The following is a 14690-nucleotide window of genomic DNA, read 5'->3' on the forward strand; positions in this document are numbered from 1 at the left end:
GCGTCGTGAAACCCGCGACGCGCATTCTGCAATCCGGCTCGGTCTCGGTCGTCGATTATCGATGCACCTGCGGCCCTGCGGATCGGCCTTTCACGGAAGCGCATTGCCACCATTCGATTTCCTATGTGCGCAAGGGCTCGTTTGGATATCGCTGGGGCAAGCGTTCGTTCGAGCTCGTGGCCGGCTCGGTGCTCGTGGGGCATCCCGGCGATGAATACATGTGTACGCATGAGCATCACGGCGGCGGCGATGAATGCCTCTCCTTCCAATACACCTCCGAGCTGATCGAGGAGATTGCGCCTAAGAAGGCGTGGCGCGTCGGCGCGTTACCGCCGATCGCGCAGATGATGGTCGTCGGCGAGTGGGCGCAGTCCGTGGCGGACGCGAACAGCGACGTGGGATTGGACGAGCTCGGCTTGATGCTCGGCGCCCGACTGGCGCAGGTAACGACAGGAAAGACGCCCGCTTCCCAGAAACCGACTTCACGCGATCGACGCCGAGCGGTCGAGGCTGCGCTCTGGATCGATGCGAATGCGCAGGAAGATATCGACCTCACGACGGTGGCCAAGGTCGCCGGCTTGAGCAGTTATCACTTCCTGCGCGTATTCGCAGCGGTCGTCGGCGTGACGCCGCATCAATATCTGGTTCGGGCACGACTACGCAATGCGGCTAGATTGCTGGTCGAAAGCGAACAGCCGATCACAGAAGTGGCCCTGGACGTAGGTTTCAACGACGTCTCCAACTTCGTGCGCACGTTTGGTCGCGCGGCCGGCGCTTCGCCTCGCGCCTTCCGACATGCCGCTCGGGGCGACCGCAATTTTTTCCAAGAATCCGCCCCGCCGCGAACCTAGCATCTGCCCTCTCACTGGAGGGGCAGCTATGTTCGATCATATTGGCTTACCGGTCCGCGATCTCGAAGTCGCGCGCCGTTTCTATCGCGCCGCGCTCGCGCCGCTCGGGCATGTTCAGGACGATTCCGGAACGGGCTTCGGGCCCAAGGGCTCGCCTGCGCTTTGGCTCTACGAGACCAAAGACAAGGGGGCCTCGCGAACGCATCTGGCGTTTCAGGCAACGACGCGCGATGCCGTTGAGCGCTTTTATCGCGCCGGGCTCGAAGCTGGCGCTAAAGACAACGGCAAGCCCGGCCTGCGTGCGGATTACAGTCCTACGTACTTTGCGGCATTCCTGATCGATCCGGATGGGAACAATGTCGAAGCCGTGTGCCTCACGGAGACTTGATCATGGCTTCGATTCGCCGCGAAGTGATATTGCAAGCACCCTTGGATCAGGTGTGGGACGCCCTGCGCGACATCGGCGCGTTACACACGCGTCTGGCGCCCGGCTTCGTCGTCGATACGAAACTGGAAGAAGGTGCGCGCATCGTGACGTTTGGCAACGGCATGGTCGCTAAAGAGCTCATCGTCGATATCGACGAGCAGCAGCACCGGGTCAGCTGGTCCGTGGTAGGCACGCAACTCACCCACCACAACGCGTCGTTCCAGCTCTTCAAGGAAGGCGACGGGCGAACTCGCGGTGTCTGGATCGCGGACCTGCTGCCACATGCAGCAGCACCGATGGTCGCTGGCATGATCGAGCAGGGTCTGGCCGCAATGAAGCGCGTCTTCGGATAACGGACGTCAGGCGCGTGCGCCGGCGAAACGGGAGCGATAGTCCGTCGGTGTAACTCCGAGGACATGACGAAACGCGCGTCGCATGCTCTGCTCGTCGGCGAAACCGCATTCACGGGCGACTTGCTTCGCGCGAGTCGCCCCACTTTCGATCCGGCTTCGAGCCTGCTCGACACGCAGCCGACGCACGTAAGCCGCGGGAGGCATTCCAATCCGTTGAACGAACAGTCTCGCGAAATGGCGAGGGCTCATGTCGGCCCGCCGTGCGAGATTCTCGACGGTCAGTTCGGCATCGAGATGGTCGAGCATCCAAAGCTCGAGGTTGCCGAATACATCATCGCGACGTTGCGCGGTAAGGTGCCGACTGAACTGCGACTGCCCTCCGGGCCGCTTCAGATACATGACCAGTTCTTGGGCAACGGCGAGTGCAATCGCCTTCCCCCAGTCTGCCTCGACCATGCCCAATGCCATGTCCATGCCGGCGGTCACACCGGCCGAGGTGTAGAGGTTGTCACATTGCACGTAGATCGCATCGCGCTCGATGCGGGCGTTTCTTGCGACTTGCGCCAATCGATCGCAGTAGTCCCAGTGCGTCGTCGCGGACTTTCCATCCAGCAGTCCCGCGGCAGCGAGCAGCAGCGCGCCAGTACAAATGGAACCGATACGCTCCACCTTGGTGGCCTGATTCTGGATCCACTGTAAGAGCTTTCGATCCTGCATCATCTCTCGATAGCCGATGCCTCCAGCAATGAGCAGTGTGTCGGCTCGACGCATTTCCGTGTAGCGCCGCTCAGCAAACAACCCGAGTCCTCCGGATGTTTCGAGCCGGCCCGCCGTGGGTGCAATCAGCTCGATTTCGTAAGCGTCTCGTTGCAGATGACGATGATCGCGCAGCCAGCGCGTGGTTCGCGCGAATACTTCGAGCGGTCCGCTGATATCGAGGATCTGCGCCCGCGGATAGCCGAGCATCACGACCCGGTGGGGTCGTTGGCGAGTCTGTTTTCGGGTGGAACGGCGCATGAATCGCTCCCTGTGCGGTATGGCAGAAATTGACGCCTCGTCGTCCGATCGGCCATGGGGCGGCGGATCACAATCCGTCCAGTCCTCCACGGAGATCCTGTCATGCAACGTCGCACTTTTCTATCACATTCCGTCACCGCGGCCTCCCTGGCAATCTTTGCGGGCGCCCTGCAGGCCGGTCAAAACACGTCGGGCGGCTCAACCGCTCTCCCCCGCCGCGACCGCATTCGCGTCGCGTTCATGCTCGGCGAAGGTTCGAATGTCATCGATACTGCAGGACCGTGGGAAGTGTTTCAGGATGTCATGCTGGGCGGATCGGAGGCGGAAGACCACTCTCATCCGTTCGAGTTATTTACGGTGGGTCCCGCTGACAAAAAGATTCTCACAATGACCGGTGGGCTGCGCGTCCAGCCCCACTACACCGTCAAGAATGCCCCGCAGCCGAATGTCATTGTCGTGCCCGCACAGAGCGCAACGGACGAATCGCGCGCTTGGCTGCGCAAAGCTTCGGCGGGAACAGACGTGACAATGTCTGTCTGCACTGGGTCCTTCCAACTCGCCCGCGCCGGCTTGCTCGAAGGGCTCACGGCAACGACGCATCACGACTACTGGGACGCGTTCGCCAAAGAGTTCCCGAAGATCGATCTTCGCCGCGGGCTACGCTTCGTCGACAACGGCCGCATCGCCACGGCCGGTGGCTTGACCTCCGGCATCGACATGGCGCTGCACGTCGTCTCGCGCTACTTCGGCGCGGACGTCGCCGCCGCTACTGCCAAGTACATGGAATATTCGAGCGAGGCGTGGCGGAATAGTTGATGTCCTTCTTAGGGCTGCACGGCGAGCGTGTTCGCCGTGACGAACTGCGGAGCGATGTCGACAGGGACTTGGTCGAGCTTATCCAGAACGCGCTGTACTTCGGGACGGATCACAGCCATGCGCTCGAGCAGACGCTTGACCCCGTCGTAATCGCCGTGCGCCTGGAGCGTCATGATCTGTCGTGTCAGCGCGGTGATCGCTCGCTTTGCTTTCGGCACGTCCAGCGAGAACCGGCCTTCGGAGTCGATGCGAATAGCGCCTGCATCGAGCAGATTGTTTACTTGTAACGCCATGCCCTTGGCGTGCGCGGCGTTCAAGCCAAAGCGCAGCGTGCGGAAGCTCGAGGCCAGGAACGTGATGTACATGTTGCGTTCCTGTTTCTTGGCCACGAAGCCTTTGTCCATCAGGTACTGCAGGGCCCAGAGTCCGGAGACATCGGCCTTGGCCTCCTCCAAGGGTCCGTTGAGCTCCTTGAGCTCTTGTCGCACGGTGGTCTGGCGGCCGTCGATCTGGATGGTTTGCGGGCCAAGGCCGTGCATCAGTTCGTGCATCAAAATCAGGGGGAAGAACGAGTCGAACGAAACCAGCGGCCGGTCCTTCGGCGTGAGCGCGATATCCGCGATCGGTAGCAGCACTTTGTCGAACTTGGCTTGCTGGAAGTTCTTCAGCAATACGCGTTTGGAGCCTTTCTCGGCGACTACGCGCTCGTCGTTCGGCAGGTTGAAGGCCGCGGTCTGCACGCCGTGATTGGCGTCGCCCGCCGCGAACACGACGTTGACGACGCGGATCGGCGAATAGCCGCCGATCTTGGCCTTGCGAAACTTGGGATCGATCGGCAGGTGATCCTCGATGTCCTGCAGCTGCGAGCTGAAGCGTTTGAGCTTCTCGGTTTCGTCCGCGTCGGTCAGCGTGATGAACGATTCGAACGCAGCCTTGAAGTTGAACCACTCGTCTTCGTAGACCTCGTAGGGCCCGATGGTGGGTTCGATCGAGGCGTCCAGCTCCATCCAGGCCACGTCGCTGGCGTAGTAGTCGTTGGAAACGAACGCGTCGGCGCGTTTCTGCAGAAACGTTTTCAACGTCGGCTGCCGAGTGAGCGCGGCGGCCTCGCGCAACAGGCGCGACATTTCCAACAGCTCGCCCTGATATTCGAGGGAATAAGGCACGGCCATGAACTTCCCGTCCGCGCCGCGCCGAATGGTCGTGAAGAAGCCGGTAGCCTCGGATTTCTGCGCTGGCGGCAGGCTCTGCATCCAGGCGTCGAGCTCAGCGCGAGTGGCATCGGCATAGAAGTTGGCGCCCTGCGGTTTCACGCTGACGCCTGGCAGGAAGGCGCGGTCCTCATCCAGCTCCGACCACGGTCCCTTGTTGAGCAAGAAATAATCCAGACGCGCCTGCCCAACGGCGCTTCGATCCGAGAGCAGTTGGAATAGCAGCGCATTGTTTCCAGCGAAGCGCTGGCGCATGAACAAAGCATCGACATAGCGAGACGCTTCCACCAGCTTCGCCAACGCTGCCCTCTCCTGCGCCGGCAGAGTCGACAGATCGACCTTCACTTCGACTGGGGCAAAGCGCTGGGACATCGTGGCCAGCTGCTCGGAGCTGGGCAGATCTTCAGCCACGGACGCTTGAGTCATCAGATTGCAAAGGACGGCGGCAAGGATGGCGGCTATCGGACGACGCATGACGCGGGCCTCCACGGCGAAGAAGGCGGCGATTATACTTCGAGCACATGTCGGACTGGTCCATACAACGCGTAGAACAGCTGGCCACGGACGCCGCGGCCTTCAAGGCGGCGCAGGGCACGGCCAAGCCATCCAAGTGGCAAAACCTGGGCCGGGACGACCGGCTGGTCTGGGGCGAGTGCCAGGGCAGCGGATCGACGCCCTACCAGGTGCGCGTGGATCTGATCGATGTGACATATAAATGCAGTTGCCCGAGCCGCAAACTCCCCTGCAAGCACACTCTCGGACTGCTGCTGATGGTTGCTGGCGGCACGAACATCGCCACCGCCTCGCCGCCTGAATTTGTCGCCGAGTGGTCGGCAAACCGCGCCAAGCGCGCCGAAGCCAAGCAGGCCCGTGAGTCGAAGGAAGCGACGGCAGCGCCGCTCGATCCAGTGGCGCGCGCCAAGCGCACCGAGAAGCGGGAAGCGCGTGTCGCTTCAGGCATCGATCAACTGGAAACATGGTTGACCGACATCGTCGGCCAAGGTCTCGCAGTCACCCGCTCGCAGGGCCCTGCGTTTTGGTCACATATGGCCAGCCGCTTGGTGGATGCACAAGCGCCCGGCCTCGCTCGGCGAGTCAAAGAGCTCGGCGACATCGCGATGGCCAGCGATCAGTGGCAAGACGAGTTGCTGGCCGGCCTGGCTCGCCTGCAACTGCTGATCGACGGTTACCGGGGCATCGACCGTTTGCCGCCTGAGCTCGCCGCCGAAGTGCGCTCGATCGTGGGGTGGACTCAAGAGCAGGATGCTCTGCGGTCTCGTGCGGGAACACGCGATCGCTGGCAGGTGATCGCACGACGTCAGACTGAAGACGACGCCCTCAAGACCCAATTCAGCTGGCTGGAAGGATCTCTATCGGGCCTGCCGCGAGCAGAGTTGAAGTGGCCGAGATTCATCTCTTCGGCATTCGTCATCACGGGCCGGGCTCCGCACGGAGCCTGGTGCATGCTCTCGAACCGGACGTGGTGCTCATCGAAGGTCCGCCGGATGCGAACGATCTCATCGCGCTAGCTTCACATCCGAACCTCACGCCGCCTGTTGCTCTGCTGATCTACGTGCCGAATGAGCCGCGACAGGCCGTGCTCTATCCATTCGCGCACTACTCGCCCGAATGGCAGGCGATTCAGTTTGCGTTGTCGCGCAGCCTGCCGGTGCGGTTCATCGATCTGCCGCAGTCCGCGCGGCTGCGTGATCCTTCGGAAGTGGCCGAAAAAACCGAAGAGCGAGATGAGATCACTCGAGATCCGCTCGCGCCGATCGCGATCGCCGCCGGCTATAGCGATGCCGAGCGCTGGTGGGATCACCTCGTCGAGTCGCGGGCAGGACACGATATCGACGTTTTCAAAGCGATTCACGAAATGATGTCCGAGGTGCGCACTACGCTCGACGCACCTATCCCGCTCGTTGAGCAGCAGCGCGAAGCTCACATGCGCAAGTGCATTCGAGCGGCGAGCGCCGAGGGGTTTGCGAACATCGCGGTCGTGTGCGGCGCCTGGCATACCCCTGCTCTGGCCACTATGCCCAGCGCCAAGTCCGATGACGCATTGTTGAAGGGCTTGCCCAAGGTCAAAACGGCAGCGGCCTGGACGCCGTGGTCGTATGAGCGGCTGTCCTATCGTTCCGGTTACGGCGCGGGCGTCGACTCGCCCGTGTGGTACGAGTTGTTGTGGGAGAAGCACAACGCACTCGGTGCGCGTTGGATGACACGCGCGGCGCGTTTGCTTCGTGATGAAGACATTCCGGTGTCGTCGGCCCATGTCATCGAAGCATGTCGACTCGCTGACGCTGTCGCCTCGGTACGAGGTCGCCCGGTTCCTGGGCTTGCAGAGTACAACGATGCGGCCGTGTCCGTATTGGGCTCCGGCGATGCGTTGGCATTGCAGCTGATCCATCGTCGCTGGCACTTCGGCGATCGTCTCGGCGTCGTTCCTGAAGAATTTCCGGCCGCGCCGGTACAGCAGGATCTCGCAGCCCTGCAAAAGAGCTTGCGGATACCGCCGAAAGCCGAAGTCAAAACGTTGGATCTCGATCTGCGCGAGACGATCGATCGCGAGCGCAGCCATCTGCTGCGGCGTCTGCGCCTTCTCGGCATCGACTGGGGCCATCTGCAGACTCACAGCGGCGGACGCGGAACATTTCATGAGTTGTGGCAGATCGGATGGAAGCCCGAATTTGCGATTGCCCTCATCGAGGCCAGCCGTTACGGTCACACTGTCGAGCAGGCGGCCACAGGTCTGCTGGCTGAGCGCAGCGCCAATACCGGCACGTCTCTGGCAGCGCTCATCGCACTCCTCGATGATGCTCTGTTCGCCAACTTGCCCGGTGCGATCACGACCCTCGTTGGAGCCATCGAGAATCGGGCGGCCGTGGCTGTCGATGTCCTGCAGCTCCTGGATGCCCTACCCCCGCTGGTGAATGTCTGCCGCTACGGTAACGTGCGCGGTACGGATGTATCGCTGGTCGCAGAAATCCTGAGCGGCCTCGTGCCGCGTATCGCCGTAGGCTGTCCGGCGGCGGCAAGTCACATCGACGACGATGCGGCACAGCTGCTGTGGGGCAAGCTCGTCGAAACAAACCGGGCACTGGAGTTACTTGGCAACGCGGACTTCACCGAGAGTTGGCGCGCGATGCTGCAGCGGATTTCACAAAGCGACGCGGTGCATGCGCTGATCGCCGGATATGCGCATCGGCTGCTGTACGACGCGGGCCTGCTGAAGTTCGAAGCGTTGTCTCTGGCGTTCGCGCGCTCGCTCTCGCCCGGCAACGAGCCGGCGGTCGGCGCTCGCTGGGTCGAAGGCTTGCTGTCAGGCAGTGGCGCTGTATTGGTCCACGACGATCGCATGCGAGGTCTCGTCGACGAGTGGGTGCGCGGCACCACCGCCGAGAATTTCATCCAGGTGTTGCCGCTGTTGCGCCGTACGTTTGCTCAGTTCCCGCCGCCGGAGCGTCGTCAGATCGGTGAGCGCCTGCGAAGCGGCCAGCAACTGCAATCGCCGGCAGCGAGCGTCGACTTCGATGAAACGGCAGCGCGCGCGGTGTTGCCCATCTTGAAACGCATTTGGAATCTCGGCGAATGATCTCAGACGACGAAGCGGCGCGACGCTGGCGGCTGATCCTCGGCGGAGAATCCGCGGACGGCATCGGTTGTTCGTTGAATCTATCCGATGGCCGCATGGATCGGGCGTTGCAGGCGCTGTACGACTCCGATCGCAAGGGCGGGCTCGGCAGCTCCGCGCCGAATGTGTCGCGCTGGCTCGGCGATATTCGTGAGTACTTTCCCACGAGTGTCGTGCAGGTTCTGCAGCGAGACGCTATTGACCGCCTCGACATGACTCGCCTGCTCATGGAGCCGGAGGTCCTCGATTCGCTCAAGCCCGATGTGCATCTGGTGGCGGATCTGATCGCACTGTCTGGAATGATCCCCGCCAAAACTCGCGAGACGGCTCGGCAAGTCGTGCGCAAAGTCGTGAACGAGCTGCTCGCGAAGCTCGCCGAGCCGACGCGTCAGTCCGTGCTCGGCGCGCTCAACCGCGCAGCTCGCAATCGCCGCCCGCGTCATAGTGACATCGACTGGCCGAGGACGATTCGCGCGAACCTGAAGAACTATCAGCCCGACTATCAAACCGTGATTCCGGAGGTGCGCTTCGGATACGGACGGCGGCGTCAGTCCATGCGTCACATCGTTCTCTGCATCGATCAGAGCGGATCGATGGCCGCGAGCGTCGTTTACTCCGCCATCTTCGGCGCCGTGCTGGCCACCCTGCCGTCCGTCACCACATCGCTCGTAGTCTTCGACACTGCGGTGGTCGACCTCACAGACGAGCTCGATGATCCGATCGATCTGCTGTTCTCGGTACGACTCGGCGGCGGCACCGACATCAATGGCGCCGTCGGTTACTGTCAGCAGCTCGTGCGCTCACCGCAGGACACCGTGTTCGTCCTCATCAGCGATCTTTACGAGGGCGGCGTCGAAACCGAATTCATGCGACGCGCGACCAACATGGTTGCTTCGGGCATGCAGTTCGTGACCCTGCTGGCGCTGAGCGACGAAGGCGCTCCTTCTTACAACGCGGATCTCGCCGGCAAGCTCGCAACCCTCGGCGTCCCCGCCTTTGCCTGCACGCCCGACAAATTTCCGTCACTCATGGCGGCAGCCATCGAGCGGCGGGATCTCAGGGAGTTCGTGGAGATGCGTAAGTAGTCGCCGCGATCGCTCTCACCAAAGCGAGATGCCCGTGAGCTCGACCAGCTTGTCGATGAGCCGATCCTGAAAATTGTGGTCGAGCGCGTCGGCCGCGGGTTGCCGTCGTTGGCGGTGATGCCAGTAGCCGCCGCTGACCTTTGCAGCCGGATCGTCGCTGACCGCGAGCCATGTTTGCGTGAGGTGCCCTTGTTCCAGATCGTCCGGCGCGCCAGGCCCACCCATCTTGGTAGGCACCCAACCAGGATCGACGGCGTTGCTCAGAGTCTCTGGCCAGTGCCGTGCGAGCGCCATGGTGAGGGCCGTGACATACAACTTGCTTTCCGAGTAAGCGAGACTCGGCTCCCAACGTCGCTCGATCCAATCGATGTCGCTCAGTGAAGCGTCCCCTCCTCTATGCATGCCGCTGCTGAGATAGATCAAACGATCCGGGCGCTCGATGAGCCCCGTCAGCATGTACGGCGCCAGCGTGTTGACCGCGAGCGTTATCGCGTGCCCTTCCGGCGTCGTTCCACGGCCGCGCTCGAGGTAGATGCCCGCGTTGTGGATGACGGCGTCCATGCGCCCGATCTTATTCACCTGTTCGGCAATCGCTCTGGTCGCATCGGCGCTGCTGAGATCGCCAATGACCACGCCCGCGGAACGCTGCTCAAGGTCCGCCAGTGCAGCGGCGCGCTTCGAAGAACGTGCATGCAGAACGACGGCATGGCCTTCGGCCATGAGCGTGCGTGCGGCGGCGAGGCCGAGACCGTCGGTGGAACCGGTGATGAAGATGCGCTTCATAGGACACCTGGGGAGCGTTTGGCATGAGCAGGATTGCTCTACCCAACCACTATAGATGTCTGATCGTTCCGATTGCGGATATACAGCCCGAGCCCGCCCTCGAACCAGAGCCCGAGGACACGACCGCCGCCCCTCAGCGGCCCGAAATTGGCCGCCAGGATTTGCTTACGCGCGATTCTCGGCGCAATGCTCGGCTCCACCAATTTGTAGACGCGAAGCTGTGAGCTTTTCGGCAAGGCCGGCGGCTCTGGCTTCCAGGAGAAAACGCCGGCGTCGAAACAGAATTTGACCCAGGCATCGTCATCCAGCAGCAGCCAGAACACATTCCATTCGGCTTTCAGCACGCCGTTGTAATAGTACTGCTGCACCTGGATCTGCAGGCAAGTCCGCCCCCAGACCCGACGCACAAAGGATTTCTCGGCATCGCTCATGGCACCCGACACGTTCCGCGCGGCCCCGCCGGTCCAATCGAAGGTTGTAGGTTTCGTAAAGCAGGGCCAATGCATGTATGTGTAGCGACGCGGATTTTTATTCCATGGCGCTCACGGCGCCCTTGAATTGTGACCTGCTACGAGCGCATCGAAACCCGGCATGCCCACAATGACGCCCCGGAAATCCGGTCATTTTTCAAGGGAAGGGCCGTTCTACTCGGTGCCGACCGGCAGCCGCGGCGTCGTCACTCAATTCGGCCAGATCATCGGCGTCGAGGACGAAGGGCTGGCCATCCTGCCGCCCTGGCAGAAGCTGGCGAACTTCAGCATCCGCGCCGAGCAGGCGGACATCGAGAACGCCGACGGCAGCACCAGCGACACTCAACCCGTGAAGGTGAGCATGACGGTTCGCTACAGCATCATGCCCGACAAGGTCGCCGAGGTTTACGAGAAGTACAGCCACAGCGGCGACCTCTCCTCCTACGTCCAGACGGCGACCCAGGAGATTTTCAAAGCGGTCACCGCGCGCTACGTCGCCACGGATCTGATCGCCAAGCGCGCCAACGTTTCAGCGGACATCAATGCCGAGCTTCGAAAAAAGCTCGCGGTCTACGGCGCTCAGGTCATCAACATCGACATGCGCAACTTCTCGTTCTCGCCCTCCTACATGGAGGCCATCAACGACAAGGTGACGCAGGAGCAGCTGCGTCTGGCCGCCGAAAACCGGCTGCGCACCGTCGAGGCCGAGCAGAAACAAAAAATCGCCATCGCCGAAGCGGAAGCCGCCGCCGTGCGAGCCCGCGCCGACGGCGAGGCATACGCCAGCCTCAAAGTCGCCACCGCCCAGGCCGAAGCCCTGAAGATCCAGAACGCCGCGTTGGTGCAGAACAAGGACGTGCTGGAGCTTCGTCGCATCGAAGTCGAGCGGGTCAAGGCCGAGCGCTGGAATGGCCAACTGCCGCAGAACGTCTACGCGGGCGCGCCGATTCCGTTCTTGCAGACCGAACGCTGATGCCGACTTGACTCGCGGCGTCATTCCTCCGACGCTCTACTCACCGTCGCATGCTTCGCTCGCAAAGTGTGCGGCGTGATATATCGCGTCATGGATGTCTCTGATCTGAGTTAGCCAACATGGAACGGCGGGACCTGGCGGAAGGCATTTTCACCATCAGCGGCGTCCTGACCGCCGACGAATGCCGGCAGATGATTGCGCTTGCAGATCGGCGAGGCTGGGAGCTCGCCACCATCAACGCATTCGGTATTGCGCGGGTGGATAAAGATACGAGGAACAACGATCGGGCCATCGTCGATGACGTTGACCTCGCGAGTCGGCTGTGGAGTCGAGTTCAGGCGTTCATCCCGCTGATGCAAAACGATCGGCCGGCAGTAGGTCTGAACGAGCGCCTTCGGTTCTATCGCTACACTCCGGGCCAGCGATTCGACTGGCACTTCGACGGCTCTTACGCCAGGGATAACGGCGAAGCGAGCCAGCTCACATTCATGATCTATTTAAACAAAGGATATAAAGGAGGCCAGACGCGGTTCGAATCCGTCTCGGTGGCCGGCAAACTGGGAATGGCCCTGGTATTCGAACACGAGCTTCTTCATGAAGGCGCCGAGGTCACCGCTGGGGTGAAGTATGTGCTGCGCTCCGATGTAATGTATGGACCATGGGCCAAGCGTGCGGCTGAAAAAGCAGGCGCCACGTGATTCAGCCCTTGAACACCGCTTCTATCCGATGCCCATCGGGATCGATGAGAAACGACGCGTAATAGTTCGGGCCGTAATCGGCACGTATCCCCGGCGAGCCATTGTCCTGTCCACCGGCTCTCGTTCCTGCTGCGTAGAAGGCATCTACGGCCGATGTAGACGGCGCCGAGAACGCCAGATGAAAGCCTGCACCAGGAGCAACGGCGTCCGGTCGCAGCTTCAGACAAAACAGATCCTCACCATCGATCAGCCCGTAGCCGATCGCGGTCTCGTCTTCGAATACCCTCTTGAACCCAAGAGCGCCCAACGTCGCGTCGTAGAAGGAGCCTGATGTTCCAAGATCTCGAACTCCAAACGAAATATGATGAAGCATGAACTGACTCAGACTCCTTGGGTTTGCGCGCGAGCACTGATCGGCTTTCGCGCTCGTGTACATGCGATGCGAATCGGCGATTGTAGGAGGGGCCGCCAGGACACGCCGGCGGGGAAGGCTCCCGCGGAGTTCCCCTTGAAAAAACGGCCGTCGGCTCCATTTACACTTCCGGACAGCGACGTTTCTCGCTGATTCCTCGACGAATTATTTAGCTTGTAATGTTCGTCGCGAGGCGCTTACAATGCGCGCCCTCCTGTTGCGGGGTGGAGCAGTCTGGCAGCTCGTCGGGCTCATAACCCGAAGGTCGCAGGTTCAAATCCTGCCCCCGCTACCAACCTCGTTCGTTGGCTGAACGACGAGGTTTGCACGGTCTCCTGCTTCACCGCGCCCCGCATTTCGGCTTGGCCCGAATGCCGTCTCCACAACCATCGACCCGGGACCACGCGTCACGATTGCGTTGGCGTCAGCTTTGTCTTGCACCTGTCTTTCGGCACAGGCGCCACGTATCGAGCTCGATACGTGGCAATCCGTGTTCCGCGCTCGCCCTTACGGCAATACGCGAGCGCAAAGATCCAACAATACCGACGGGAAAATTCCGAGGGCCAGCACGGCGACGCCGTTGGCGCTCAGGACGGCGCGTAGGGTGCCGCCGGCTTCGATGCTGTAGGTGTCGGACGGTTCATCGAAGTACATCAGCTTGATGATGCGCAGGTAGTAGAACGCAGCCACGACGGACAGCAGTACCGACACGGCGGCGAGCCACACCAGGCCCACGTCCACCACTGCGCCGAGCACGGCGATCTTGGCCCAGAAGCCGACGAACGGCGGCACGCCGGCGGTGCTGAACATGAGCATCATCATGATCGCCGCGAACCACGGGCTCTTGCGTTGCAGGCCCTTGAAGTCCTCGATCTGATCGCCCTCGAAGCCTTCGCGAGACAGCAGCAGGATCATGCCGAAAGAGCCGACGGCCATGATCACGTAGGTCAGCGTGTAGAACATCGCCGCGCGATAGCCATCGTTCGTGCCGGCGAGGATGCCGAGCAGGATGAAGCCGACGTGCGAGATGGTCGAATACGCGAGCATGCGCTTGAGATTGGTCTGCGCGATGGCGACGACGTTGCCGACGATCATCGAAGCGACGGAGATCGCGATGAGCATGTTCTGCCAGCTCGCGACCATCGCATCGAGGCCCTCGGCGAGCACGCGAATCGCGATCACGAACGAGGCGATCTTCGGCGCGGAGCCGATGAACAGAGTCACCGGCGTCGGGGCGCCGTGATAAACGTCCGGCACCCACATGTGGAACGGCACGGCGCCGAACTTGAACGCGATACCGACGATCACGAACGCGAGGCCGAAGATCAGGCCGAGGTTGCCCGCCCCTACTTCACGCACGGACACCGCCAGCTCGTCGAGCTGCAGCGTGCCGGTGACGCCGTAAAGAATCGAGAAGCCATACAGCAGCGCGCCGGACGAAATCGCGCCAAGCACGAAGTACTTCATCGCCGATTCGGCCGCGACGCCCGAGTCGCGATCGAACGCCACCATCGCGTACAGCGACAGTGACAGCAACTCGACGCCCAGATACACAGTGAGCAGGCTGCCGGCCGAAACCATGACCATCACACCGAGCAGCGCTACCAGGGCAAGCACGAAGTACTCGCCACGGAACAGGCCGTTGCGCTTCAGATAGTCCTGCGAATACAGCAGCGTGACGGCGACCGTTCCATAAGAGAACAGCTTCAGCACGTCGCCCATCGGGTCGGCGATGAACATGCCGTCGAACGCCGTGACGCGACCGTCGACCGCGTAGTTCACGGTGACGAAGGCGCAGCCGGCGAGCGTCAGCAGCGACAGTCCATAAGTGATCCAGCGCTTGCTGTCGCTCAGGAACACGTCGACCAGCAGAATCACGCAGATCGCCGACGTCAGGAAGATCTCCGCCGCCGCAGCCTGCATACCGAAATTTGTGACTACTTCTTGCATCGTACAGGCT

General features: G+C 61.8%; 15 protein-coding genes and 1 tRNA gene. 10 read left to right on the forward strand and 6 right to left on the reverse strand.

The features are described from left to right. The first annotated feature begins 5 nt into the window (after nucleotides 1-5). From VGD45_RS23380 to VGD45_RS23390, 3 genes are read left to right on the forward strand one after another with little or no spacing between them, the layout of a single operon-like run. Nucleotides 6-851, forward strand: a complete 846-nt coding sequence (locus VGD45_RS23380; protein ID WP_331157773.1) for an AraC family transcriptional regulator — start codon at nucleotides 6-8, stop codon at nucleotides 849-851. Nucleotides 852-879: 28 nt separating this feature from the next. Next, the gene (locus VGD45_RS23385; RefSeq protein ID WP_331157774.1) at nucleotides 880-1239 is read left to right on the forward strand and encodes a VOC family protein; all 360 of its coding nucleotides are present in this window, start codon (nucleotides 880-882) and stop codon (nucleotides 1237-1239) included. A gap of 2 nt (nucleotides 1240-1241) precedes the next feature. Next, nucleotides 1242-1631, forward strand: coding sequence for an SRPBCC family protein (locus VGD45_RS23390; RefSeq protein ID WP_331157775.1), 390 nt, complete (start codon nucleotides 1242-1244; stop codon nucleotides 1629-1631). Nucleotides 1632-1637: 6 nt separating this feature from the next. Here the strand turns inward: VGD45_RS23390 and VGD45_RS23395 are convergent, their stop codons facing one another. After that, nucleotides 1638-2648, reverse strand: a complete 1011-nt coding sequence (locus VGD45_RS23395; protein WP_331157776.1) for a GlxA family transcriptional regulator — start codon at nucleotides 2646-2648, stop codon at nucleotides 1638-1640. 102 nt (nucleotides 2649-2750) lie between these two features. Here VGD45_RS23395 and VGD45_RS23400 point away from each other — a divergent pair, with 102 nt between their 5' ends. Beyond that, nucleotides 2751-3464, forward strand: coding sequence for a DJ-1/PfpI family protein (locus VGD45_RS23400; RefSeq protein WP_331157777.1), 714 nt, complete (start codon nucleotides 2751-2753; stop codon nucleotides 3462-3464). An 8-nt stretch (nucleotides 3465-3472) separates the two neighbouring features. Here VGD45_RS23400 and VGD45_RS23405 read toward each other — a convergent pair whose 3' ends face one another. Beyond that, nucleotides 3473-5149: a dipeptidyl-peptidase 3 family protein gene (locus VGD45_RS23405; protein WP_331157778.1), complete on the reverse strand. Its 1677-nt coding sequence runs from the start codon at nucleotides 5147-5149 to the stop codon at nucleotides 3473-3475. A 47-nt stretch (nucleotides 5150-5196) separates the two neighbouring features. Here VGD45_RS23405 and VGD45_RS23410 point away from each other — a divergent pair, with 47 nt between their 5' ends. Genes VGD45_RS23410 through VGD45_RS23420 form a run of 3 tightly spaced genes read left to right on the forward strand, consistent with a single transcriptional unit; the run spans nucleotide 5197 to nucleotide 9394 of the window. After that, a complete protein-coding gene (locus VGD45_RS23410; RefSeq protein ID WP_331157779.1) occupies nucleotides 5197-6204 on the forward strand; it encodes an SWIM zinc finger family protein in 1008 nt (335 codons plus the stop codon). Beyond that, complete coding sequence (locus VGD45_RS23415) at nucleotides 6135-8270, forward strand: DUF5682 family protein (protein ID WP_331157780.1); 2136 nt, start codon at nucleotides 6135-6137, stop codon at nucleotides 8268-8270. Before VGD45_RS23410 ends, VGD45_RS23415 begins: the two co-directional genes overlap by 70 nt. After that, on the forward strand, nucleotides 8267-9394 hold the full coding sequence (locus VGD45_RS23420) for a VWA domain-containing protein (RefSeq protein WP_331157781.1): 1128 nt from the start codon (nucleotides 8267-8269) through the stop codon (nucleotides 9392-9394). The genes VGD45_RS23415 and VGD45_RS23420 overlap by 4 nt, the downstream gene beginning before the upstream one ends. A gap of 15 nt (nucleotides 9395-9409) precedes the next feature. Here VGD45_RS23420 and VGD45_RS23425 read toward each other — a convergent pair whose 3' ends face one another. Next, nucleotides 9410-10177 (reverse strand): SDR family NAD(P)-dependent oxidoreductase, encoded by a 768-nt coding sequence (locus VGD45_RS23425; RefSeq protein WP_331157782.1) that lies wholly within the window; start codon nucleotides 10175-10177, stop codon nucleotides 9410-9412. Between the two features lie 38 nt (nucleotides 10178-10215). Then, nucleotides 10216-10608: a hypothetical protein gene (locus VGD45_RS23430; RefSeq protein WP_331157783.1), complete on the reverse strand. Its 393-nt coding sequence runs from the start codon at nucleotides 10606-10608 to the stop codon at nucleotides 10216-10218. 160 nt (nucleotides 10609-10768) lie between these two features. Here VGD45_RS23430 and VGD45_RS23435 point away from each other — a divergent pair, with 160 nt between their 5' ends. Together VGD45_RS23435 and VGD45_RS23440 are read left to right on the forward strand one after the other, a co-directional pair. Then, on the forward strand, nucleotides 10769-11620 hold the full coding sequence (locus VGD45_RS23435) for a prohibitin family protein (protein ID WP_331157784.1): 852 nt from the start codon (nucleotides 10769-10771) through the stop codon (nucleotides 11618-11620). Between the two features lie 119 nt (nucleotides 11621-11739). Beyond that, on the forward strand, nucleotides 11740-12318 hold the full coding sequence (locus tag VGD45_RS23440; protein ID WP_331157785.1) for a 2OG-Fe(II) oxygenase: 579 nt from the start codon (nucleotides 11740-11742) through the stop codon (nucleotides 12316-12318). 1 nt (nucleotide 12319) lies between these two features. Here VGD45_RS23440 and VGD45_RS23445 read toward each other — a convergent pair whose 3' ends face one another. Beyond that, nucleotides 12320-12691: a VOC family protein gene (locus VGD45_RS23445; RefSeq protein ID WP_331157786.1), complete on the reverse strand. Its 372-nt coding sequence runs from the start codon at nucleotides 12689-12691 to the stop codon at nucleotides 12320-12322. 257 nt (nucleotides 12692-12948) lie between these two features. Between VGD45_RS23445 and VGD45_RS23450 the strand changes: the two genes are divergently transcribed. Further along, nucleotides 12949-13025 (forward strand) — tRNA-Met (locus VGD45_RS23450). Nucleotides 13026-13237: 212 nt separating this feature from the next. On the opposite strand, the gene nuoN is transcribed toward VGD45_RS23450, so the two are convergent. Further along, nucleotides 13238-14680 carry an NADH-quinone oxidoreductase subunit NuoN gene (gene nuoN / locus VGD45_RS23455; RefSeq protein WP_331157787.1) on the reverse strand — a complete coding sequence of 481 codons (1443 nt, stop codon included), beginning with the start codon at nucleotides 14678-14680 and terminating at the stop codon, nucleotides 13238-13240. Nucleotides 14681-14690 lie beyond the last annotated feature (10 nt).

This window comes from Steroidobacter sp. (assembly GCF_036402275.1).
GTDB lineage: Bacteria > Pseudomonadota > Gammaproteobacteria > Steroidobacterales > Steroidobacteraceae > Steroidobacter.